This is a genomic window from Nonomuraea coxensis DSM 45129, from assembly GCF_019397265.1.
In the GTDB taxonomy this organism is placed as follows: domain Bacteria; phylum Actinomycetota; class Actinomycetes; order Streptosporangiales; family Streptosporangiaceae; genus Nonomuraea; species Nonomuraea coxensis.
In genome coordinates, this window is record NZ_CP068985.1 from 317,092 (window position 1) to 339,011 (window position 21,920).

Sequence of the window (21,920 nt, forward strand, 5' to 3'; positions counted from 1 at the left end):
CGCGGCCACCTTCTCCAAACGGTACGACCCGGGCACGATACCAAGCCCTCTGCGACGCCGTTCCGCCTTCGCCGTGGAACGGGATGGAACGCCCTGCCCCAGTGAGAGGCGACTGCCGCCGATCGACCTTTGCCGCTCCTAGGGAGGGACGGAGGACCGCCCGCATGGAGAACGCGATCCCCCCGCACGGGACCAGCCTCGGGAACGACCCGGCCGACGACGCCGAGAGCCTGCTCGCCGACATCGCCGACGCGGTGCTACGCCGCCGCGCGGCTTCCGGCTGGACATCGGCCAGGTCCGGCTTCTGGCACCGGGTGGAGCCGCCGCACTGGACCCGCCGGGCGCAGGGCTGGAAGCTGCACGTGTCGGCGACGCCGCTGTCGTCGCCTGTGGTGCTGGCCCGCGCCGCCGAGGTGCTGGTACGCCGGGGTTGCCCCTTCAAGTTCGCCGCAGGGCTGAAGGAGGTGGTCCTGCTGGTGAGCCGCAACTACGACCGGGGCGGCGCGGGGAAGTTCATCACCGCCTACCCGGCCGGGGACGACGAGTGCGCCATCCTGGCCGAGGAGCTGCACCGCGCCACGGCGGGTCTTCCCGGGCCGAAGATCCTGTCGGATCGGCCGTGGCGGCCTGGGAGCCTGGTGCACTACCGGTACGGCGCCTTCACCGGTGTGCCGCACCTGAGCAACGACGGAGCCCTGGAGCCGGGACTGCGCGCCCCGGACGGGACGACGGTCGCCGACCAGCGCCAGGCCTGGTTCTCCCCGCCTCCCTGGGCCGGGCCGCCCCCGTCCCCGTCCCCGGAGCCGGACCGCGAGCCGGAGCCGGAGCGGGAGCCCGCGCCGCCCGGCACGACAGTCCTGCTGAACGACCGCTTCGTCGTCACCCGGGCGCTGAAGCACAGCAACAAGGGCGGCGTGTATCAAGCCACCGACCAGCTCACAGGTGACGAGGTCATCATCAAGGAGGCCCGCGCCCACGTCGGCGGCGCCCTGACCGACACCGACTCCAGGGACCTGCTGCGGAGCGAGGCCGCCACGCTCGACGCCCTGGCCCCGCTCGGGCTGACCCCTCGCAAGGTCGACCTCTTCGCGCAGGGCGACAACCTCTTTCTGGCCGAAGAACTCCTGCCGGGGACGTCCTTGCGCGTCTGGGTCAGCGATCTTCTGGGCCGGCTGAACCACCGGCAGGACTACGCCCACACGCTGGGCCTGGACGCCGGCACGGCGGCGGAGCTCGCGGGCAAGGTGATCGACCTGGTGTCCGCCGTGCACGGGCGCGGCTTCGTGCTGCGGGACCTGTCCCACAACAACGTGATGGTCGCCCCGGACGGCACGCTGCGCCTGATCGACCTGGAGGCGGTCGCGGAGCCCGGGCGTCCGGTGATCCGCGCGTACACGCCGGGGTACGGCGCCCCAGAGGTGGTGTTCGCGCCTGACGTGGGACCGTCGCCCGAGCGCACCGCCGATCTGTTCTCCCTGGGCGCCCTGGTGTTCTTCCTGATCACCGGGATCGAACCCGACCTCATCCAGGACCTTCCCCGGGCCGACGCGCGCGGCGCCCACGACCGGCTCATGCTGCTGACGGACACGGTCGGTCACTCCCATCCGACGTTGCGGCGGTTCGCTCCGCTGTTGTCCGGCCTGATGGCCGACGAGCCGGAACGGCGCTGGTCCCTGGAGCGGGCGCGGGAGTTCGTGCGCTCCCTCCCCGCCCGGCCGGTCGCGAGGAGAACGCCCGGCGACCGGATCACCCCGGCGACGCGGGATCGCCTGCTCCGCGACGGCCTGGCCCACCTGATCGCCACCATGGCGGGGCAGGAGGCGCCACGGCTGTGGCCCCCGGGGCCGCTGCCCGACGACAGCGACCCGCTGAACGTGCAGTGCGGGGCGGCGGGCGTACTCGCCGTCCTGGTCAGGGCCGCTCAGGCGGACCCTGGGCTCTGCCCGGGCCTGGACGACGCGATCCGCCGGACCGCGCACTGGATCGACGCGCGGCTGCGTACGGTTCCGAAGATCCTCCCCGGCTTGTACTTCGGCCGCGCGGGCACGGCCTGGGCCCTCCACGACGCGGCTGTCCACCTGGGCGAGGAGCCCCTGGCGGAACGCGCCCTGGCACTGGCCCACGATCTGCCCTCCACCTGGCCCAACCCGGATGTCTGCCACGGGGCGGCGGGCGCCGGCCTGACCACCCTGCACCTGTGGCAGGCCACTGGAGAACCGGCTCTGGCCAAGCGGGCGCTCGCGTACGCCGACGCTCTGGTGGAGACGGTGCAGCGACGACAGGAGGGGATCTTCTGGCGGATACCCGCCGACTTCCCCTCCGGCCTGGCCGGGGTGGCGCACTACGGCTTCGCCCACGGGATCGCGGGGATCGGAACCTTCCTGCTGCTGGCCGGGACCTGCCTGGGCCGACCCGACTACGTGGAGCTCGCCGCCGAGGCAGGCGCCGCACTGGCCGAGGTGGCGATCCTGGAACGGGGCCGCGCGTGGTGGCCCAGCGGTGAGAGGCCCGACGGCCGGGAGCGGCTCACCAACTGGTGCAGCGGCTCCTCGGGAGTCGGCACCTTCCTCGTACGGCTCGGCCTGGTCACCGAGGAGCCCCGCCATCTGGAGCTGGCGCGCCAGGCGGCGGCCGCCGTACGGCAGGACCGCTGGTACTCGCTTCCCGTCGCCTGCCACGGCCTGGCAGGCAACGCCGAGTTCCTGCTCGACCTGGCGGACGCGACGGGCGATGCCCGCTATGCCGGGTGGGCCGGGGAACTGGCGGCCGCCGTACACGCCCGCCACGCGCTCCACGACGGCCGGATGGTCGTCCCTGACCAGTCCCTCCAGGGTGTCTCCGCCGGCTACAACACCGGCCTGGCAGGGGTGCTCGGCATGCTGCTGCGGCTGCGGCACGGCGGCCCGCGCCTCTGGCTGCCCGCCACGCCGGGCCTTCGGCGGTGAACTCCCTGATGCCTCATCCGCCGCCCGTACCCAGGAAGGAGGTGAACCTCTATGACGACCGACATCGACGTCCTGCAGACCATGCCTTCGGGCACTCGTGAGCATGGTCGCTGGCCTCAGACGCCGACCTGCACGGTGAGCTGCACGACCAGCTGCATGCCGTTGACCTGCGACTCGACGTTCTGAGTTCGCGCCGCCGCCACCACCGGATGAGGGGCTCGGGCTCCGCGCCCCGCGCCCGCCCGAGCCTCTCATCCCTGACCGCCTGCTCCCACGACCATCGAGAGATCACGGAGATCGGCCATGAGCGACCTGCCGGACGGCGTGATCTGGGACGTCACCTATGCCTGCCCCTTGCGTTGTGTCCATTGCTACTCCGAATCCGGCAGGCGGCCCTCCCGCCGGTTGAGCGACGCGGACATGCTGCGTGTGGCCGACGCCATCGTGGCCATGCGCCCGCAAGGCGTCGCCATCGCCGGCGGCGAACCCCTGCTGGTCAGGAACATCGTCGAGGTCATCGACCGGATGGCGGGCGCGGGGCTGGAGGTGGCCCTCTACACCAGCGGCTGGGCGATGACCGGAGAGACGGCGCGCCGCCTGGCCGAGACGTGCGGCCGGATAGCCGTGAGCGTGGACGGCGCGACCCCCGGCACCCATGACCGGATCCGCGCGAGAAAGGGATCGTTCGCGCACGCGATGCGAGCACTGCGACTGCTGGACGAGATCAGCGCCGAGCACAGGACCCGGAGCGGAAGACCCGTGTCCTTCGGGATCGACTGCGTGCTGCTGCAGCGCAACTTCACGGAAATGGCAGCCCTCTGCGAGGTCGTCGCCCCTCGATTCCCGGAACTGGGATTCATCGCCTTCGGCGCGGTCGTTCCCGGCGGACTGGCCAACCGGCCCGGATTCGACGAGCACGAACTGCTCACCGAGGAACAGATCAAGCTTCTGAACGATCCCGCCCATGGACGACGGCTGCGTACGCTGGCCCCTGAATCCGTCACCGTCACGAGCACCGACAACCGCATCCTCCAGATGCACCCCGAACTCGTCGCCAAGGGCGCCGTCATCAACGCCCTCCAGCTCGAACCGGACGGCGAGGCACGCGCGATGCCCATGTACGAGGGCACCGTGGGCAACATCCTGCACGAGCCCGCAGAGGTCCTCTGGAAGCGGGCAAGGGCCCGCTGGAGCGACCCCTTCGTGGTGGCGGCGCTGTCGCCGGCCCGCACCATGCGGCAATGGGCGGAGGCCGCCCGGCGCATCGACTACCACTTCGGCTCGGACGCGGTACGGGCGAGACTCGACCGACGGCTTTTGTCATTCGGGCCGGACTCCACCTGACCCCTAGTTAGAGTTCGACCATGGGTAAGACGCCCCGCATGACCATCCCCACCCAGCTCGTTCTCCGAGCCCTCCTCGAAGACCCCACGCGCGAGATGTACGGACTCGAGATCTGTCAAGCCGCGGGCCTCGCTCCCGGTACGATCCACCCCATTCTCGTTCGCTTCGAGGGTGTCGGGTGGCTTGAATCCCGCCCCGAAGACGTAGATCCACGAGAAGTCGGACGTCCCCGCCGCCGCTACTATCGGCTGACACCGGATGGAGCGGAACACGCCCGCACCGCACTCGCCCGGACCCAGGCAAAGCTCTCCAGCCTGCTGGGACATCGGTTCAAGAGAGCCGGTGAGGCGACGTGAGCGAGAAGCGCGCTGGTTCAGGCGCCGTCGAGTTGGACCGTCAACGCCTCGCGCACATCCGAGGTCTCGCTGACAGCCTCATCCTCGAGCTGGACCAGGCGCCGAATCTCGATCACAGGTTCGCCGACGCTCTGCGGTGGGTGCAGTCGGCAGGCGCCGGCGCCGGTCGATACGGCTCCTATTACGCCTTCGCTCGCGAGTTCGACGAGTCTCTGACCCTTGCTCGCGAACTCGCATCCGAACTCGCGAGCAATGCCGACCTCGGCAGCGCCTACAATCTGGCCCGCGCTGTCGCGCGGGAACTGGACTTCGTCTGCGCCTGCGCCGGTTTCACCGCCTCCGAGGCGACCGACGCTCTCACATACCCATTCTGCTCGGCCTTGTCGGCCGCCTTCGAAGCGAGCAATGCGATTGCCGAGGAGCTGAGAGAGCACTGGGTGCTGAAAGCGGACGACGAGGTGACCGGCGGTCGCACACGGGAATCCACGGTGTCTCGCGTCAGCGAGCACCTCATCAGAGTTGAGCTCTGGCTTCTGCCCGACCGGTATCGTGCCCGCTTCGCGAACGAGTTCTGCGGCGAGCTCCAGGCCCTTGCCGAGGCCAAGGCCACCCGGGCGCTGCAGGTCATGTACGCCCTCCAGCAACTGAGGAGGGTCTGTCAACTCCGCGCGGCCCTGCGCGCCCCGGATCAACCGAGGTTCTATCGAACGTATCGGCTCATGTGCTGGATCCTCGCCGCCGAAAGTCGAACGTGGGGGCTGCTCGGTCCTTTGATGGCGTTCGCCATCGTCAACGTGTTCCTTGAGCAGGGCTGGGGCTCGGCTTTCTACACGCTGCCCGCCGTGGTGGCCGTCAACGCGGGTGTTGAGCGGCTGCGGAAGCACTGGGGAGTGAAGGTCAAGGCCCGGAGAGGTGAGCGCAACAGCTCCGGGATCCAGCGGTGAGCACGCGAGAAGGTCTCGCCGTCGCTGGGATCGGGCGGGCCACTTTGTGGTGATATCACCGACAGGTTACCTTTCCTCCCTCTAGCATGCGATCACAGCACAGGTTCTTCCGCCGGCTGGCTCGGGGGCATGCACGGGGGGACAAGGATGGGCGAGTATCGCATTCTCGCGGTGGACGACGATCCCGCGATCCTGCGCTCGCTGCGGCGGGGGCTTCGCCTGGAAGGCTTCGAGGTCCGGACGGCCGGGTCCGGGCCGGCGGCGCTGGAGATCGCGGAGAGCGAGCCGCCGGACGCGATCGTGCTGGACGTGTCGATGCCCGGGATGTCCGGCATCGAGGTGTGTGCGCGGTTACGGCAGCGGGGGGCGGAGGTGCCCGTGCTCATGCTCTCCGCGCTGGACGAGGTCGCCGACCGGGTGGCCGGCCTGGCGGCGGGCGCCGACGACTACGTGGTCAAGCCCTACGACCTCAGAGAACTGGTGCTGCGCTTACGGGCCCTGCTGCGGCGGGCGGGCCGCGCGGCGGCCGGTGACGGGCCCGGAGGAGAGGCCGTACGCGTAGGGCCGTTGTCCATCGATCCCGCCACCCGGCGCGTGACCGTGAACGGACGGCGGGTCGAGCTGACCCGGCGCGAGTTCGAGCTGCTGGAGGTGCTCGCGCTCAACGCCGGGATCGTCCTGACCCGGCAGGTGCTGCTGGAGCGGGTGTGGGGCTACGACTTCGAGGTGACCGACAACGCGGTGGACACCTTCATCGGGTATCTGCGGCGCAAGCTGGAGGCGGACGGCGAGCCGCGGATGGTGCACACCGTACGCGGGGTCGGCTTCGTGCTGCGGGACGCCCCCGCGTGAGGCTGTCCACCCGGTTCGTGGTGTGCCTCGCGGCGATCGTGCCGCTGCTGGTGCTGCTCGCGGGCGTGCTGGTGCTGGGCCTGGTGAGCGCCGATCTGCGTGCCGAACGCGACCGGAGACTGGAGGCGCGGCTCAGCGCGCTGACCCCCATGGCCAAGGCGTACGTCTGGACCTACCGGCTCAGACAGGGGACGCGCCCGGACTTTCTCGCCCAGCGACTGACCGGCGCCGCGCTGGGCGCCGACAACCCGGGCGGAGTGGTGGTGGACGTGCCCGGCGCCGAGGTGCTCGTCATCGGGGACACGCCGCGCGGCCGGCCCGCCCCCACCGTGGACGGCCCCGGCGGCTACACCGAGGGGGAGCGACGGTGGCGGTACGTCGCCGCCGATCTCGGCCCAGCCGGCAACCTCGCCCGCATCTGGGTGTTCGAACCGGAACAGCGCCTTGAGCGGCAGATCGCACTGCTCCGGCGCCGTCTGGGGGCCGTGACGCTGATCGCGGCGGCGGCCGGGGTCGGCGCCGGGCTCGTGCTCGGGCGGTTCGCGGTGCATCCCTTGGTGGTGCTGCGGCGGCAGGCCCGCGAGCTCGGCCGGTCGGCGCCCGGAACGGTGCGCCTGGGCACCGCCTCCCGGGTCACCGAGATCGACGAGCTGGCCGCCCTGCTCAACGAGTCGCTGGCCCGGCGCGACGAGGCCGTGAGCCGTACCGGAGAGGCGCTGGAGATCGCCCGTGCCTTCGCCGCGACCGTGGCGCACGAGCTGCGCACCCCGCTGACCAGCATGGGAACCAACCTCGGCCTGCTGCGTCATCCCGGCCTGGGTCCGGACGACCAGGCCGAGATCATCGCCGACCTGGAGGGGGAGCACCTGCGCCTGCAACGGCTGATCACCTTGCTGCGCGGGCTCGCCCGTGGCGAACTCGTGGACACCACGACGTTCACCGACCTCGATCTGGCCGACATCGTCGCGGACGCCGTCGAGAACGCGCGCCGGCGCCATCCGCAGGCGACGATCACCCTGGCGGAGGCGGGCATGGCGCGGGTGCGGGGCTGGGAGGAAGGGCTGCGCGTGATCGTGGACAACCTCCTCGACAACGCGGCGATCCACGGGGCGGACGAGGCGGGGCGGGTCGAGGTCACGCTGACGCTGACGGCCGAGAGAGCCGAGAGCGCCGGGGGCGTGGTGCTGTCCGTACGGGATCGCGGAAGGGGGATCCCGGTCACCGAACGGGAGAAGATCTTCGACCGGTTCCATCGCGGCGCGGCCAGCCCGGGCTCCGGACTCGGGCTCACACTGGTACGGCAGCAGGCGAGACTGCACGGGGGCGAGGTCGAGGTGACGGATCCCGAAGATGGACCGGGCACCCTCTTCGTGGTACGCCTACCAGAGGCGGGAGGCGAGCGGCAGCCCGCCCACGAAAGCGCGAGCCGGTCTGCGGATCGGGGTGCCTGGCTGGCGGTGTTCCGGCGTTGACGGAGACGCTCGGCTCCGTTCCCAGAAATATGCCAAGAAGACCCGCCACTCTCTCGTGACGATACGCGGGCATGTGGCCCGCGACGGTTCACAGGAGGGAACGTGTCCCACCCCAGCACCGCTCGTCGCCGACCGAGACACACAGGGAGGCTGGCGGTCGCCGCCCTGGCGGTGGCCGCCGCCGTGATTCCCTTGAGCGCCCCGGATCCGGCTCTCGCCCAGACCACCTCGTCCGCGCTCGCCGCTCCGGCGAGCGCGGAGACGGCCTCCGCGGCAATCGGCACAGACCTGGTACACCCGTCGAGAAACCCCGTCGTGTTGCGCGACGCGCCGAGAAAGCTCGCGGTGAACTACACCTATAAGGGGGAGGAGCATACGCTCGACGACTTCCTCACAGCCAGCAAGACCAACGGCTTCGTCGTCCTCGACGGCCAGGACGTCGTCCTCGAACGCTACGTCGGCGCCGACCGTAACATGCGGTTCCAGTCCTGGTCGGTGGCGAAGTCCTTCACCTCGGCGGCGATCGGCATAGCCCTGGACGAGGGGCACATCCGCTCGATCGAGGACCCGGTGACCCGTTATCTGCCCGAGTTGAAGGGCTCCGGTTTCGACGGCGTGAGCATCAAGAATTTGCTGCGCATGTCCTCGGGCATCGAGTGGGAGGAGACCAAGGGAGCGCCGCAGTTGCAGGCCCTCGCGCAGCGCGGGCGGCCGCTGAAGAACTTCGCGGCGCGGCAGAAGCGCGGCTGGAAGCCGGGCAGCCGGTTCGAGTACACCAGCGTCAACTCCTTCGTGCTCGCCCGGCTCATCGGGCAGACGACGGGCATGCCGTACCACCGGTACGTCCAGGAGAAGATCTGGAAGCCGGCGGGGATGGAGTCGTCCCTGCTGCTGGGCAACGACTCCTCCGGCGACAACCTCGGCTACTGCTGCTACTACGCCACCGACCGCGATTTCGCCCGCTTCGGCCTGCTCTACCTGCGGGGCGGCAAGGCGAACGGCAAGCAGGTCGTGCCCGCTTCCTGGGTGCGGCGATCGACCAAGCCGTCCGCCTCCTTCAACGAACGGTACGGCCTGCACTGGTGGCTGGGCGGCGGCGGCGAGAAGGACTACATGGCGACCGGGTTCGGCGGCCAGCACATCTACGTCTCGCCGAAGCATGATGTGGTCATCGTCAAGTCGGTCACCTCGACACCTGGCGGCCAGATCGACCTGGAGGAGGCCTTCACCGTCCTCCGCGCCGTGGCCGCCGAGGTGGCCCGCACCCGGACCAAGTGACCGAAAGGAGTTTCTCGGCCGCCGCCTTCTCCACCGGGCCCGCTCAGGAGGAGAAGGCGGCGGCCTCCCCCGCGACTTCGGAGCCCGTGGGCCAGGCGTTCTTCTCAAGCCAGTCGACGATGCTGCGTACGTACCCCTCGACGTTCACCAGCGGACGGCCGTCCAGGACCCCGACGAGATGCCCGACGCCGAACACGGCGTCGTAGATCCGGGCGCGCCGGTAGGTGTCGGGGTCCACCGCCTTCTTGACGGTGTCCCAGCCGTGCCAGGCCATCAGAGCCGCGTCGACGGCGGGGTCGAACAGGTGGGCCTGATCCCAGTCCAGGACGCCGACGAGTTCGCCGTCCCGGCTCCAGTGCACGTTGGCGCCGCCCAGATCACCGTGGACCAGCGCGTCCGGCACGGCCTTTAAGGCCATGGCCGCCTCCAGACGCCGGTGAACCTCGCTCCGCCACCTGTCCGGCAGCCGCGGAACGACCTCGTCAGCCAGGACCTCGCCCCACCCCTGATCCCTCGGTGCGTTGAGCAACCGCCCAAGGCGTGGCGTGACGGCTACCTCCCGGACAGCCCTGAGCAGTCTCCCGATCTGCTCAGGGTCGCCCTGCCCCTCCGGCTGTGCCTTCCCGTCGATCCAGGAGACGGCGACCGCCGCGCGCTCCCCGAACCGGGTCACGGGCGTGAGCGGCTCCGGCACCGCGAACGGCAGCCCGGCCTCGGCGACCTCCCGCAGGACCTCCATGCGGCGCGGCATCTCCTCCGCCGACGACGGACGCTTGCTCACCCGCACCGCCGCCGTTCCCGGAACGAGGACGACGTGGTGCAGGTTGCCCGCTGTGACCCGCGCGCCGTCCAGGGAGTGGCCGGGAAGAAGGGCGTCGGCGATCTCCAGCAACTCGTCGGTGATCGCGTCGGCAGGCTCGGGCATTCCGGTCATCTCTCCCATTGACTTTCCTTGGACGAGACATCCTCTCCCAGAGCAGGCACTTCGGTGACGTCGTGGCCGGCGCACTCGCTGATGGCCACCACCCGGGCCTGTGGAAAGGCGGTCTCATACCCGCCCGCGCTGTCGCGGCCGAACTCAGCGACGTTGGCCTCGGTGTCGGGCAGGTCCACGACGAACCCGTCGATCGCCATCACCCGCCGGCCGTTCAGCCACGCGCCAGGCGTCGCCTCGGCACCACGGCCGGCACGCCCGTCGACGCGACGCTCCCGGTATCCGTGCGTGGCGATGGCTGCGTCCAGGACCTGGCGAGGGATCACGGGCACAGGACGCCGGAGAGGACTTCGACCGCCGTCATGCCCGAGCCAGGACCGCCAGCTCGGCCCAGTCGATCGGCGCCGGGGTGATCCCGCGCCGCTTGAGGTAGCGCTCGGTGCGGGCACGCGCGTCGGCGATCCAGTCGTCGTTGGCACCGTCGTCGGCGGCCGACGAGCCCGGAATGCGCTCCGGGTGGAACTCCCACTCCGTGCCGGACCCGATCGCAGTGCCCGCGACGTGCAGCGAGCACATGTCGCCGGACTGCCCGTTGTGCCGGTGCCACAGCAGGGTCGCCGGTCCGATCCGGCCCTCGAAGTCCTGCGCGGTGCGGACCCGCAGCTTGCCATCGTCACCCGCCGAGATCCTGGCGCGCACGGCGTACGGGTGACCACCCGCGTCCCGCGAGGCGAAGGCCGCCGACGGGTAGCGGGTGAGGGCGTCCTCGATCTGCTCGCCCATCGGCGCGCCCCACGGCGGAAACGGCTCGAAGGAACCGCCGGCCTCGACCGGCTCGAGCACATGCACCCGCTCGGGCGTCACGAAGACCGGCAGGCGCAGGTAGTACCAGTCCATCGTGGCCTTGGCCTCGTCGGAGGCGAACTCCTCGGTCAGGCCGGGAGTCTTGCGGAACAGCTCCCGCCAGTACTCCTTGATGTCCTCCGGCCTGGCCACCACGTCCGGCGCGGTGGCGACGCCCTGGACCAGGATGGCGGACTTGCCGGAAAGCCCGCTTCCGGTGAAGTCCGAGTACAGCACCGACACCCGGCCGTCCCGCCGGATGTTGAACGTTTTCTGTGCGTACGCGAGCGGAGTCGTGATCGCGATCTGCTGGGTGTCGGCGATCCAGGTCGCCGCCATCGGGCGGACGTCAAGACCCCCGTCGCGAGCGATCGTGCCCAGTTCCAGGACCTTCACTTCGGACAGGACTTCGAGCACATCCGAATCTAGCTGCATTCACAATCCTCTCAACGGAATCGGCTGCAGGCATGGGAAAATCGCCCCAGCCGCCGAAGCGGGACGCTACAACCTGAACCGCGGTTGAGGTCAACGCCGCGACGCGTCAGCACCGCACTCCCCGATGCCGTCAGATAGCGATCTTGCTGGTAGCTACGGCATTGGCCTGCATGGGGGCGAGTTGATCATCACAGAGATCGCTCTGCTTGACCTCGCCCATCGTTTGAGCAGTCGCGGTCGCCCAACGAATCCATACGCGGGACACATTCGACGCATCGACCTCGAAAAGCCAGACGCAGGCCCGCGTCAACCCGGAGACCTCGCCTTTCCTCGCTACTCTCGGCATGCCGGCGAGTCGGCGCGGCCCGGGTGAGGCCACGCCGGCTCAGCACATCGGTCACTTCAGCGGTGCGAAGAAGGCTTGCAGGTCCGCGGCCAACTCGGCCGGGGCCTCTATCGCCGGGAAGTGCCTGCCGTGCCGGAACTCGGTCCAGTGCGCGTCGGCCGGCGCCGGGACCAGCCTTCGTACGGTGTCGTCCGCTCCGAAGACCGCGAACCCCTGCGGTACGGCCGGCGGCGCACCCCAGTCCGAGGAGTGCGCCTGCTCGTACAGGGTGTGCGCGGCAGTGGCGCCGCAGCCGGTGAACCAGTACAGGCTGACCGTGGTGAGCAACTGGTCGCGGCCGATCGGCAGGTCGGTCCACTCGTGGAACTTCTCGGCGATCCAGGCGAGCTGCAGCAGCGGCGAGTCGACCAGCCCGTAGCCAATGGTCTGCGGCCGGCTGTTCTGGATCGCCAGGTAGCCGGAACCCTCCCTGGTGAAGGCGTCCATCCGGTCCAGGATCAGCTTGTCGACCGGGTCGTTCTCATTCAGCCGGTCCGCCATTCCGGGCAGGAAGGTGGCGGTGCTCGCGGCAGTCAGTGGATCGGTCACCACGTGTACGCCGATGACGTGCTCGCCGTCGAGGTCGGCGACCATGCCGGACACGCCCGCGCCGACGTCGCCGCCGTGCACGCCGTACCGCTCGTAGCCGAGCCGGCGCATCAGCTCGGCCCAGGCGCGTGCGGTGCGACCCATCGCCCAGCCCGTCCCGCCCAGCGGGGTGGAGAAGGCGTACCCGGGCAGGGACGGGGCGACGACATGGAAGGCCTGACCCTCAACCGGGTTGACCAGCGGCTCGATCAGGTGCAGGAACTCGGCGACGGAGCTGGGGTATCCGTGGGTGATCAGCAGCGGTTTCGCGTCGGGCTGGTCGGACCTGACGTGCAGGAAGTGGATGCGCTGGCCGTCGATCTCGGTGGTGAACTGCGGGTACTGGTTGAGCCGCGCCTCCTGAGCGCGCCAGTCGTACTGCGTGCGCCAGTACTCGGCGAGTTCCCTCAGGTAGGCCGGCGGTATGCCGCGGGCCCACTCCACGCCGGGCAACTCGTCGGGCCAGCGGGCGTCGGCGAGCCTGTGGTGCAGGTGATCGACGTCGGCCTGGGAGATCTCGATGCGGAAAGGCTGGATGCCGTCGCTGATGGCGCTTCTCCTAGTCAACAGAGGCCGGTACGGCCTGGGGGTTGTCCGGGCGCTCTTGCGCTCACGTGGAGAAGAGTAGGGACAATGAGGGAAAGGATCGTTCCTAGATAGTCGTCAGGATCGAAGAATGTCAGGAACCTCGGCGCGGCTGCTGCGCCTGCTGTCCCTGCTGCAGGCTCAACGCGACTGGACCGGTACCGAGCTCGCCACCCGGCTCGGCGTCACCACCCGCACCATCCGTAATGACATCGGCCGGTTGCGCGGGCTGGGCTATCCGGTCGACGCGCGGCCGGGTGTGGCCGGCGGGTACCGGCTCGGCACGGGCGGCGCCCTGCCGCCGCTGCTGCTGGACGACGAGGAGGCGGTAGCGGTCGCCGTCGGATTGCGTACCGCCGCGAACGGCTCGATCGCGGGCATCGAGGAGACCTCGGTGCGTGCGCTGGCCAAGCTGCAGCAGGTGCTTCCCGCGCGGCTGCGCCACCAGGTCAGCGCCTTCCAGTCGTACGCGCTGCCGATGCCGTCGCCTGGCCCGCAGGTGGATCCGGACGTGCTGACCGTGATCGCGAGCGCGTGCCGGGACCATGAGCGGCTCCGGTTCGACTATCGGGCGCATGCCGGCGCGGCCAGCCGGCGCTCGGTCGAGCCGTACCGCCTGGTGAACGACCGGCGGCGCTGGTACCTGGTGGCCTGGGACCTGGACCGGGACGCCTGGCGTACCTTCCGGGTCGACCGGATCGAGCCGCGGACGCCGGCCGGGCCGCGCTTCATGCCCCGTGAGCTACCGCCCGACCCGGAGATCACGGCGCAGGTGGCCCGCGGAGCCGGCGAGGCGACCTGGCGGTACCGGGCACGGGTGATCGTGCACGCGCCCGCGTCGTACGTGCGAGGTCGGCTGCCGATCCCCGTGGAGGTGGAGTCCCTTGGCGAGGACCGGTGCGCCTTCGAGCCAGGCTCGGACCATCCGCAGATGCTCGCCCTCCATCTGGGCCTGCTGGACGCGGACTTCACGATCGTTGACGCGCCGGAACTGGTTGACGCGCTGCACGACCTGACGAAGCGCTACCAGCGCGCGATCGACGCCAGCCGGCGAGCCTCTGCCTGCTCCGCGCACAGCAGCCATCCCTCGGCGTAGACGCCGCCGGTCGCATCACCTGCGACGTCGACCCCGCCGATCGCCGACGCCGGCGGCTTCTTGTGGCTCATGACACGTTCGTTGCCGGCAGGCCGTTCACCGTGGGATGTCCATCCCCGCTGAGCGCGCTCAGCAGGCGCAGCGCCGGCTCGCCGACGGGTGAGACAAAGCGCGGGTCATCGGGTACTTCCCGGCCGTAGATGAGCCTGGCCAGGCGGTTCCCGGCGACCATGTCCAGCCGGTGGTCCATGATCAGGGCGGCCGCGTCGCGGCACGGCCTCTCTGGCATCGCCCGAAGAGGATGGTCACGCAGTTGGTCACTCAGGAGACGGGAAAGGCCGCTTCCGAGCTTCGGAAGCGGCCTTCTACCTGCGGCACATCTGTCGGGGTGGCGGGATTTGAACCCACGACCTCTTCGTCCCGAACGAAGCGCGCTGCCAAGCTGCGCTACACCCCGGTGCACGCGCCGATCGGTGCGTACCTGGAGAAGTCTAGCGGACTCCCAAGGTGGTTGTGACCGCCTTTAGGTGCGGCGCGGTACGAGGGTGAGGAGGGACGCCTCGGGGAAGCAGGCGAAGCGGGCCGGGGCGTACGGCGAGGTGCCGAGGCCGGCCGAGACGTGCAGCCAGGAGCCGTCGTGGCGGCTCAGGCCCTTCACTCTGGCCCGGTCGATGCCGCAGTTGGTGACCAGGGCGCCGTAGAAGGGGACGCAGAGCTGGCCGCCGTGCGTGTGGCCGGCCAGCAGGAGCTGGTAGCCGTCGGCGGCGAAGAGGCTCATGTTGCGCGGCTCGGGGGAGTGCATGACGCCGAGGCGCAGGTCGGCGTCGGCGGGGGCCGGGCCGGCGACGAGGTCGTAGCGGTCGCGGGAGATGTGGGAGTCGTGGATGCCGGCCACGGCCACGTCGAGGTCGCCGACCTTGATGCGGGCCGTGGTGTTGTTCATGTCGAGCCAGCCCTCGGCGGCCATGCCGGCGCCCAGCTCCTCCCAGGGGAGGTTGGGGACGTGCTGGCGGCGCTCGTTCTTGGAGGTGCGCCAGAGGTAGCGGGCCGGGTTCTTCGGCTTGGGGGCGTAGAGGTCGTTGGAGCCGTAGACGAACAGGCCGGGACGGGAGAGCAGGGGCTCCAGGGCGTGGAGGAGCGCGGGGACGGCGTCCGGGTGGGCGATGGAGTCGCCGGTGTTGACCACCAGGTCGGGCTTGAGCTCGCCGAGGGAGCGGACCCACGTGATGAGCATCGAGCGGCGTGGCGTCAGATGCAGGTCGGACAGGTGGAGGATGCGCACCGGGCGCTGGCCGCGCTCCAGGACGGGGACGTCGAAGCGGCGCAGCCGGAACCAGTTGCGCTCGACCACGGACGCGTAACCCAGCCCGGCCAGGCCGAGACCGAACATGGACAGGGGCACTGCGACGGCTTTCCTCACCCACTCATGATGCCCGACATCGGGCACGAGGTGTCCGCGCAGACGGCAAGATGGACCGCATGAGCGCATTGAAGGACAAGCTGAAGGCCGACCTCACGGCCTCGATGAAGAGCCGCGACGAGGTACGTCTCCGGACGATCCGGATGGCTTTGGCCGCGGTCAACGTCGAGGAGGTCTCCGGCAAGGAGGCCAGGGAGCTTTCCGACGACGAGGTCATCAAGGTCCTCACGAAGGAGGCCAAGAAGCGGAAGGAGGCGGCAGAGGCGTTCGGCAACGCCGGGCGCGCCGAGCAGGCTCAGGCGGAGCTGGACGAGCAGGCGGTGCTGGAGGAGTACCTCCCGGCGCAGCTGTCCGACGAGGAGCTGGTCGTGCTGGTGGACGCGGCGATCGCGGAGACGGGCGCGTCGGGGCCGCAGGCGATGGGGCAGGTCATGAAGGCCGTGAACCCGCGGGTCGCGGGCCGCGCCGAGGGCGGGCGGGTGGCCGCCACGGTACGCGCCCGCCTCGCCGCCCAATAGCTGCTCCAGAGGGCTCAGGAAGGCTCCGGGCGGCAGCCGGCGCCCCTTGGAGTCCTCGGGGGTGTTGCGGCGCTTCTGGGTGGTTCTACGGCGGCCACAGGGCCTCCTGGCGACGGCAGGAGGCCCAGGCGCACCGAGCGGAGCCGGAGGTCAGTCGCCGCCGAAGCCCGGCACGATGGCCGGGCCGATGTCGCCACCGCGCCCCCGCCCGTTGTCGTCACGGCCGCGCCCGTTGTCGCCCAAGCCGCGGTCCTCGTTGTCCGGCGGGTTGAAGATGTCGAACGGGTTGTCGCGGTCGCCGGGCTTCCTGTCGTCCTTCTTCTTCTTGGGCTTGGGCGCGCAGTGGTCGGTGCACCCGCCGAAGCGCGAGCGGTCCACCGGCCTGAAGTCGACCGGCTCGACCCCCTTCAGCGCCTGGATCATGGAGTCCTTCCAGATGCGCCCGGAGATCGACGCGCCGTACACGTACGAGTAGTAGCGCCCGCCGATGGTGATGCCGATCAGCTCGTGGTTCGCGGCGCCGCGCGGGTCGCCGAGCGATACGGCGGAGGCCAGGTTGGGGGTGTAGCCGGCGAACCAGGCGGACATGTAGTTGTCCGTCGTTCCGGTCTTGCCGGCCGCGTCCCGTCCGATGCCGCCGACCTCGGTCATCGTGCCCTTGGTGAACACCCCGGACAGGATGCCGCTGACCGCGTCGGCGACCTCCTCCTCCAGCACCTGGGAGCACTTCGGCTTGTACTGCTTCACCTTGCCGTTGCGGTCGGTGATCTCGGTGATCGCGAGCGGCTTGCAGTATTGGCCGCGTGAGGCGAACACCGCGTACGAGCTGGCGATCGTCACCGGGTCGACCTCGTTGACGCCGAGCGTGAACGTCTCCACCTCCGACAGCTTGTTGCCGTCGGCGCGCTTGACGCCGAGCTTCTTGGCCATCTTGACCGTGTCGCAGAGCCCGACCTTCTGCTCAAGCCGCAGGAAGAAGGTGTTGACCGAGCCCCAGGTGCCGGTCTCCAGGGTCTTGAAGCCGCCGCCGCCCTCGCTGGAGTTCATGACGGTGTGGCCGGGGTCGCCGACGTTCTCGCCCTTGCAGTTCTTGAACGTGCTGTAGGCGTCGGCCTTGTAGCCGGCGGGGGCGGGGAAGCCGTCGCCGTACTTCAGGCCCTCCTCCAGGGCCGCCGCCAGCGTGTAGACCTTGGCCGTCGAGCCCTGCTGGAACCCGCGGCCGCCGCCGTGCGCGGCGTCGGCCACGATGTTGTAGCTCATCTCGTTCTTCTTCTTGCTCCCGCCGAACTTGCGCGAGGCGGCCATCGCCTTGATCTCGCCGGTGCCGGGAACGACCATGGCCTGCGAGGCCACGGGCTTGTCCTTGGTGGACACGTACTTCTTGATCGCCTTCTCGGCGGCGGCCTGCATCTTGGGGTCGATCGTGGTCTTGATCGTCAGGCCGCCCCGCTGGAGCAGCTTCCTGCGCTCGTCGGGGTTCTTGCCGAACTCCTCGTTGTTGAGGATCTCGTACTGGACGTAGAGGCAGAAGTACGGGTATTCGCTCTCCTCGCAGCCGCCGGGGAACTCGACGTCCTTGTAGCCGAGCTTCTTCTCCTTGGCCGCGGCGGCGTCCTGCGCCGAGATCTTGCCGATCTCGACCATCCGGTCGAGGACGGTGTTGCGCCGCTGCAGCAGCCGCTCGCGGGACTCGGGGCCGACGTTGGGGTCGGTGCGTGCCGGGTTCTGGACGGCGCCGGCCAGCGTGGCGGCCTCGGCGAGGTTGAGCTTGGAGGCGGGCTTGTCGAAGAAGCGCCTGGCGGCGGCCTGGATGCCGTGCGCTCCGGCACCGAAATAGGCGATGTTGAGGTATTTCTCCAGGATCTGGTCCTTGGAGTATTTCTTCTCGATCGCCATCGCGTAGCGCAGCTCGGACAGCTTGCGGGAGACCGTGGGGGCGATGGCCGCCGCCTGCTCCTCCGGCGTCTCGGCGGCGTTGACCAGAACCTGCTTGACGTACTGCTGGGTGATCGAGGAGCCGCCCTGCGTCACGCCGCCGCTGGTGAGATTCTTCACCAGCGCTCTGGCGGTTCCCTCCACGTCGATCGGTCCGTGCTGGTAGAAACGGAAGTCCTCGATCGCGATCAGCGCCTCGCGCATGATCGGCGCCACCTGGTCGAGGGTCACCGACTGGCGGTTCTCGTAGTAGAAGAGCGCGATCTGCTTGCCGTTGGCGTCGAGGATCTTGGTGCGTTCGGGAAGAGGCGGCTCGTCCAGCTCTTCCGGCTTGAGGTTGAGCCCCTCAAGCGCGCTCTTGGTCGACATCCCGGCTCCGCCGACCGCGGGCAGGGCCACGGCGGCCGCGAGCACCCCGGCCGCGGTCGCGGCGATGATCAGTCGCACCAGGGTCAGGACGGGATTGGGCCGATCTTTGCGCTGCGCTTGCACGGTACCAAGGGTACGTCTAAAGGCTGACCGAATCGGTAGCCGCGCCACATTTCACCTTGACGGGGCCAGGTGACTAGTCATTCCCGGTCAACAGGGCCGCGAGAATTTGGTCCTCTGGGGGTCTGTCGGCCCGAACGTCTCGTTGCGTACGTTCTCCCTGCGGCAACTGAATAACGGAGGCTCGGCGCCCGCGCCCGTCGGCCCCAAATGACGACTGACCACCTAAGGGGAGTGGGGTCGAAAATGTGGATCACGGATTGGACCTCCCGTGCCGCCTGTAAAGGTGCGGATCCGGATGCCCTGTTCGTGCAGGGCGCCGCGCAGAACAGGGCGAAGCTCATCTGCCGGGGTTGCCCGGTCCGTACCGAGTGCCTCGCCGATGCGCTGGACAACCGCATCGAGTTCGGGGTGTGGGGCGGTATGACCGAACGCGAACGACGTGCGCTGCTGCGGCGGCGTCCCGACGTCGACTCGTGGCGAGAGCTGCTCGAGTCGGCGAAAGAAGAGTACGAGCGAACCAACGAGCTGATCGCGGGCTGACAGGGCCCGGCGAGCCGAGAGCGTTGACGCACGGCCGGCGCCGTCCGCCGGCCGTGCTCCCATGAGACTCCCGGGAGTTCCCCCGGGAAGAGCGGCTACGCGCTCGCCAGCAGCTCCCCGATCTGCCGCAGACCGGTCAGATCGTGGACGTCCTCCGACATGGCGCGGACCTTCGCCACCGGCACCGTGGGATGTGCCGTGACGAAGTGCTCCCGTTCGCGGTTCTCGCGAGCGGCGAGCTGCATCCGACCGGCGTGCAGCCGCAGCACGGCGGCGGTCAGCTCGTGCTCGCCCTTGGACTCCAGGTCCTCGGCCGCGGCGGCGCTCCGTGCCGCTGAGAGCGCGGCGGCGGGGGACGTGTGCACCCGGTTGACCACCAGGCCGGCCAGGGGCATGCGTTCCTCGGCCAGCCGCTCGACGAAGTACGACGCCTCACGCATGGCGTCGCGCTCCGGCGCGGCGACCACGAGGAAGGCCGTCCCCGGCGCCTGAAGCAGCTGGTACGTCAGCTCGGCCCGCTGCCTGAACCCGCCGAAGACGGCGTCCAGCGCGGAGACGAACGTCTGCAGGTCCTTGATGACCTGAGCGCCGAGCAGCTTGGTCAGCGCCCCGGCCATCAGCCCGAACCCGGCGTTGAGCAGCTTGAACGCGCTGCGGCCCCCGGCCTTGGCCGGTGCCGTCAGCAGCCGGATGAACCGGCCGTCCAAGAACCGCCCGAGCCGCTCGGGCGCGTCCAGGAAGTCCAGCGCCGAGCGCGACGGCGGCGTGTCGACCACGATGAGGTCCCACTCGTCGGAGCGGCGGAGCTGGCCCAGTTTCTCCATCGCCATGTACTCCTGGGTGCCGGAGAAGCTGGACGACAGCGACTGGTAGAACGGGTTCGACAGGATCTGCGCGGCCCGTTCCGGGTCGGCGTGCGCCTCGATGATCTCGTCGAACGTGCGCTTCATGTCGAGCATCATCGCGAACAGCTGCCCGCCGTCGTCCGACTCGCGGATCAGGCGCGGGGTGTTGTCGAGCTCGCTGAGCCCCATCGACTGCGCCAGGCGCCGCGCGGGGTCGACGGTCAGCACGACCGCGCACCGGCCGCGTTCGGCGGCCCGCAGCCCGAGCGCCGCGGCGGTCGTGGTCTTGCCCACGCCGCCCGCGCCGCAGCAGACGATGATCCGGGTGCCGCGGTCGTCGAGGATCGCGTCGATGTCCAGCCTGACGGGCTTCTTCACGCTGCTCCCTGGGTGCGGATGGTCTCGGCCAGCTCGTACAGGCCGGCCAGGTCGACGCCGTCGGCGAGGAGCGGCAGCTCGAAGCTCGGCAGCCCGGCCTCGGCCAGCGACTCGCGCTCGGCGCGCTCCAGCTCGGTGCGGTGGGCGTGCTCGACGACCTCCTCGGCGAGGGCCTCGGCGAGCGCCGTGGCCTCCGCGCCGTCGGCCAGGCCGGCCGCCTTCAGCCCGAGCACGAGCTCGCCGGGGTCGAAGCGGCCCGTCGCGGCCTGGTCGAGCGCGGACTGCGGGAGCTGGGACTCGCGCACCATGTTGACGAAGATCCCGCCCGGCGGCAGGCCCGCGGAGCGCACCTCGGCGACGCCGTCCAGGGTCTCCTGGACCGGCATCTCCTCCAGCACGGTCACGAAGTGCACGGCGGTCTCCGGGCTCTTCACGACGCTGCTGACCAGGTCGGAGTGGTTCTTGATCGGCCCCATCCTGGCGAGCCCGGCGACCTCCTGGGTGACGTTGAGGAAGCGGGTGATGCGGCCGGTGGGCGGCGCGTCGAGCACGACGGCGTCGTAGACCCGGCGGCCGTTGCGGTTGCGCCTGCGTACGGCCTCGGTGGTCTTGCCGGTGACCAGCACGTCGCGGAAGCCGGGGGCGATGGTGGTCGCGAAGTCGACGACGCCCATCTTGCTGAGCGCCCGGCCGGCCCGGCGCATGCCGTAGAACATCTCCAGGTATTCGAGCATGGCGTCTTCGGGGTCGATCGCCAGCGCGTACACGTCGCCGCCGGAGGGCGCGACCGCGATGCGGCGCTCCTCGTACGGCAGCGGCGGCAGGTCGAAGATCTGTGCGATGCCCTGCCTGCCCTCCACCTCGACGAGCAGCACCTTCTTGCCGCCAGAGGCGAGGGCGAGCGCGAGGGCGGCGGCGACGGTCGTCTTGCCCGTGCCGCCCTTGCCGGTGACGACGTGCAGCCGCACGTCCGCCCAATCGGTGTGCGGAGAATCCACCCTTCGAGGCTACCGAACGGTTACTTGTCGGAAGCCGGTGACCACCCTTTGAGATTGCTCACACTACTCTGGCCCTCATGAAGAAATGGGAGTACCTCACAGCCCCCGTGCTCATCCACAACACCAAGATGATCCTGGACAACTTCGGCTCCGACGGCTGGGAGCTGGTCCAGATCGTGCAGGGCGCCTCGCCCGAGCAGCTCGTCGCCTACTTCAAGAGGGAGAAGCCGTGATGACGCCGGAGCAGAAGCTGACGGAGCTGGGGCTGACGCTGCCCGAGGTCGTCAAGCCGGTGGCGGCGTACGTGCCGGCGGTGCGTACGGGCAACCTCGTCTACACCTCCGGCCAGGTGCCGATCGTCGAGGGCAAGCCGGCGGCGACCGGCAAGCTGGGCGCCGAGGTCAGCCTGGAGCAGGGCTACGAGATGGCCCGCATCTGCGCGCTCAACGGCCTCGCCGCGCTGAAGGCCGAGGTGGGCGACCTGTCGAAGATCGTCAGGATCGTCAAGGTCGTCGTGTTCGTGGCGAGCGACCCGTCGTTCACCGACCAGCCCAAGGTCGGCAACGGCGCCAGCGAGCTGCTGGGCGAGGTGCTGGGCGAGGCGGGCAAGCACGCGCGCAGCGCGGTGGGCGTGGCCGCCCTCCCGCTGAACGTCCCGGTCGAGGTGGAGCTGATCGCTGAAGTCGCCTGAGCGGAGATATGTCACCATGACCGAGTGATGTTCTAGAGGAGGTCAT

At 69.9% G+C, this 21,920-nt stretch carries 21 protein-coding genes and 1 tRNA gene; 12 read left to right on the forward strand and 10 right to left on the reverse strand.

Translation table 11 applies throughout. The features are described 5' to 3' along the window. Window positions 1-164: 164 nt before the first annotated feature. From lanL to Nocox_RS01545, 7 genes are all read left to right on the forward strand, one after another. Entirely contained in the window at window positions 165-2,945 is a 2,781-nt protein-coding gene (gene lanL, locus Nocox_RS01515) for a class IV lanthionine synthetase LanL (protein WP_020542534.1), read from the forward strand. Between the two features lie 303 nt (window positions 2,946-3,248). Then, window positions 3,249-4,289 carry a radical SAM protein gene (locus Nocox_RS01520; protein ID WP_033408692.1) on the forward strand — a complete coding sequence of 347 codons (1,041 nt, stop codon included), beginning with the start codon at window positions 3,249-3,251 and terminating at the stop codon, window positions 4,287-4,289. A 38-nt stretch (window positions 4,290-4,327) separates the two neighbouring features. Next, on the forward strand, window positions 4,328-4,645 hold the full coding sequence (locus Nocox_RS01525) for a PadR family transcriptional regulator (protein ID WP_084685531.1): 318 nt from the start codon (window positions 4,328-4,330) through the stop codon (window positions 4,643-4,645). Beyond that, the gene (locus Nocox_RS01530; protein WP_020542537.1) at window positions 4,642-5,589 is read left to right on the forward strand and encodes a hypothetical protein; all 948 of its coding nucleotides are present in this window, start codon (window positions 4,642-4,644) and stop codon (window positions 5,587-5,589) included. Before Nocox_RS01525 ends, Nocox_RS01530 begins: the two co-directional genes overlap by 4 nt. Window positions 5,590-5,736: 147 nt before the next feature. Beyond that, window positions 5,737-6,441 (forward strand): response regulator transcription factor, encoded by a 705-nt coding sequence (locus Nocox_RS01535; RefSeq protein ID WP_211212588.1) that lies wholly within the window; start codon window positions 5,737-5,739, stop codon window positions 6,439-6,441. Beyond that, complete coding sequence (locus Nocox_RS01540) at window positions 6,438-7,913, forward strand: sensor histidine kinase (RefSeq protein ID WP_020542539.1); 1,476 nt, start codon at window positions 6,438-6,440, stop codon at window positions 7,911-7,913. The genes Nocox_RS01535 and Nocox_RS01540 overlap by 4 nt, the downstream gene beginning before the upstream one ends. A 345-nt stretch (window positions 7,914-8,258) precedes the next feature. Continuing rightward, window positions 8,259-9,191 (forward strand): serine hydrolase domain-containing protein, encoded by a 933-nt coding sequence (locus tag Nocox_RS01545; protein WP_246649724.1) that lies wholly within the window; start codon window positions 8,259-8,261, stop codon window positions 9,189-9,191. Between the two features lie 43 nt (window positions 9,192-9,234). On the opposite strand, the gene Nocox_RS01550 is transcribed toward Nocox_RS01545, so the two are convergent. The 4 genes from Nocox_RS01550 to Nocox_RS01565 form a co-directional block, all read right to left on the reverse strand. Next, window positions 9,235-10,134 carry a phosphotransferase gene (locus Nocox_RS01550; RefSeq protein WP_246649725.1) on the reverse strand — a complete coding sequence of 300 codons (900 nt, stop codon included), beginning with the start codon at window positions 10,132-10,134 and terminating at the stop codon, window positions 9,235-9,237. Continuing rightward, on the reverse strand, window positions 10,122-10,451 hold the full coding sequence (locus tag Nocox_RS01555; protein WP_157382962.1) for a hypothetical protein: 330 nt from the start codon (window positions 10,449-10,451) through the stop codon (window positions 10,122-10,124). Before Nocox_RS01555 ends, Nocox_RS01550 begins: the two co-directional genes overlap by 13 nt. Window positions 10,452-10,485: 34 nt before the next feature. After that, on the reverse strand, window positions 10,486-11,403 hold the full coding sequence (locus tag Nocox_RS01560; protein ID WP_026214204.1) for a pyridoxamine 5'-phosphate oxidase family protein: 918 nt from the start codon (window positions 11,401-11,403) through the stop codon (window positions 10,486-10,488). Between the two features lie 397 nt (window positions 11,404-11,800). Continuing rightward, entirely contained in the window at window positions 11,801-12,943 is a 1,143-nt protein-coding gene (locus Nocox_RS01565; protein ID WP_020542544.1) for an epoxide hydrolase family protein, read from the reverse strand. A gap of 109 nt (window positions 12,944-13,052) precedes the next feature. Between Nocox_RS01565 and Nocox_RS01570 the strand changes: the two genes are divergently transcribed. Next, window positions 13,053-14,057, forward strand: coding sequence for a helix-turn-helix transcriptional regulator (locus tag Nocox_RS01570; RefSeq protein WP_020542545.1), 1,005 nt, complete (start codon window positions 13,053-13,055; stop codon window positions 14,055-14,057). A gap of 67 nt (window positions 14,058-14,124) precedes the next feature. On the opposite strand, the gene Nocox_RS01575 is transcribed toward Nocox_RS01570, so the two are convergent. The 3 genes from Nocox_RS01575 to Nocox_RS01585 form a co-directional block, all read right to left on the reverse strand. Then, window positions 14,125-14,346: a hypothetical protein gene (locus tag Nocox_RS01575; RefSeq protein ID WP_026214206.1), complete on the reverse strand. Its 222-nt coding sequence runs from the start codon at window positions 14,344-14,346 to the stop codon at window positions 14,125-14,127. 94 nt (window positions 14,347-14,440) lie between these two features. Next, a tRNA-Pro gene (locus tag Nocox_RS01580) sits at window positions 14,441-14,514 on the reverse strand. A 66-nt stretch (window positions 14,515-14,580) separates the two neighbouring features. Continuing rightward, window positions 14,581-15,447, reverse strand: coding sequence for a metallophosphoesterase (locus Nocox_RS01585; RefSeq protein WP_051112524.1), 867 nt, complete (start codon window positions 15,445-15,447; stop codon window positions 14,581-14,583). Between the two features lie 89 nt (window positions 15,448-15,536). On the opposite strand from Nocox_RS01585, the gene Nocox_RS01590 reads away from it, so the two are divergent. Next, window positions 15,537-15,995, forward strand: a complete 459-nt coding sequence (locus Nocox_RS01590) for a GatB/YqeY domain-containing protein (protein WP_026214208.1) — start codon at window positions 15,537-15,539, stop codon at window positions 15,993-15,995. A 150-nt stretch (window positions 15,996-16,145) separates the two neighbouring features. Here Nocox_RS01590 and Nocox_RS01595 read toward each other — a convergent pair whose 3' ends face one another. Continuing rightward, window positions 16,146-18,422: a transglycosylase domain-containing protein gene (locus tag Nocox_RS01595; protein ID WP_051112525.1), complete on the reverse strand. Its 2,277-nt coding sequence runs from the start codon at window positions 18,420-18,422 to the stop codon at window positions 16,146-16,148. Window positions 18,423-18,665: 243 nt separating this feature from the next. Here Nocox_RS01595 and Nocox_RS01600 point away from each other — a divergent pair, with 243 nt between their 5' ends. Continuing rightward, entirely contained in the window at window positions 18,666-18,962 is a 297-nt protein-coding gene (locus tag Nocox_RS01600; protein WP_020542548.1) for a WhiB family transcriptional regulator, read from the forward strand. A 95-nt stretch (window positions 18,963-19,057) separates the two neighbouring features. Here Nocox_RS01600 and bagB read toward each other — a convergent pair whose 3' ends face one another. Both bagB and bagA read right to left on the reverse strand, forming a co-directional pair. Then, window positions 19,058-20,185 (reverse strand): ATPase BagB, encoded by a 1,128-nt coding sequence (bagB, locus tag Nocox_RS01605; RefSeq protein ID WP_020542549.1) that lies wholly within the window; start codon window positions 20,183-20,185, stop codon window positions 19,058-19,060. Next, window positions 20,182-21,183, reverse strand: a complete 1,002-nt coding sequence (gene bagA / locus Nocox_RS01610) for an ATPase BagA (RefSeq protein WP_026214209.1) — start codon at window positions 21,181-21,183, stop codon at window positions 20,182-20,184. The genes bagB and bagA overlap by 4 nt, the downstream gene beginning before the upstream one ends. Before the next feature lie 77 nt (window positions 21,184-21,260). Here bagA and sp36 point away from each other — a divergent pair, with 77 nt between their 5' ends. Together sp36 and Nocox_RS01620 are read left to right on the forward strand one after the other, a co-directional pair. Then, window positions 21,261-21,416 carry a Sp36 family protein gene (sp36, locus tag Nocox_RS01615; RefSeq protein ID WP_169577018.1) on the forward strand — a complete coding sequence of 52 codons (156 nt, stop codon included), beginning with the start codon at window positions 21,261-21,263 and terminating at the stop codon, window positions 21,414-21,416. After that, complete coding sequence (locus Nocox_RS01620; RefSeq protein WP_020542552.1) at window positions 21,416-21,874, forward strand: RidA family protein; 459 nt, start codon at window positions 21,416-21,418, stop codon at window positions 21,872-21,874. The genes sp36 and Nocox_RS01620 overlap by 1 nt, the downstream gene beginning before the upstream one ends. Window positions 21,875-21,920 lie beyond the last annotated feature (46 nt).

Coding starts and splice junctions, on each gene's coding strand:
- lanL (WP_020542534.1), top strand. CDS start 165: ATGGAGAACGCGATCCCCCCGCACGGGACCAGCCTCGGGAACGACCCG.
- Nocox_RS01520 (WP_033408692.1), top strand. CDS start 3,249: ATGAGCGACCTGCCGGACGGCGTGATCTGGGACGTCACCTATGCCTGC.
- Nocox_RS01525 (WP_084685531.1), top strand. CDS start 4,328: ATGACCATCCCCACCCAGCTCGTTCTCCGAGCCCTCCTCGAAGACCCC.
- Nocox_RS01535 (WP_211212588.1), top strand. CDS start 5,737: ATGGGCGAGTATCGCATTCTCGCGGTGGACGACGATCCCGCGATCCTG.
- Nocox_RS01550 (WP_246649725.1), bottom strand. CDS start 10,134: ATGGGAGAGATGACCGGAATGCCCGAGCCTGCCGACGCGATCACCGAC.
- Nocox_RS01560 (WP_026214204.1), bottom strand. CDS start 11,403: ATGCAGCTAGATTCGGATGTGCTCGAAGTCCTGTCCGAAGTGAAGGTC.
- Nocox_RS01570 (WP_020542545.1), top strand. CDS start 13,053: ATGTCAGGAACCTCGGCGCGGCTGCTGCGCCTGCTGTCCCTGCTGCAG.
- Nocox_RS01575 (WP_026214206.1), bottom strand. CDS start 14,346: ATGCCAGAGAGGCCGTGCCGCGACGCGGCCGCCCTGATCATGGACCAC.
- Nocox_RS01585 (WP_051112524.1), bottom strand. CDS start 15,447: ATGTTCGGTCTCGGCCTGGCCGGGCTGGGTTACGCGTCCGTGGTCGAG.
- Nocox_RS01590 (WP_026214208.1), top strand. CDS start 15,537: ATGAGCGCATTGAAGGACAAGCTGAAGGCCGACCTCACGGCCTCGATG.
- Nocox_RS01600 (WP_020542548.1), top strand. CDS start 18,666: ATGTGGATCACGGATTGGACCTCCCGTGCCGCCTGTAAAGGTGCGGAT.
- sp36 (WP_169577018.1), top strand. CDS start 21,261: ATGAAGAAATGGGAGTACCTCACAGCCCCCGTGCTCATCCACAACACC.
- Nocox_RS01620 (WP_020542552.1), top strand. CDS start 21,416: ATGACGCCGGAGCAGAAGCTGACGGAGCTGGGGCTGACGCTGCCCGAG.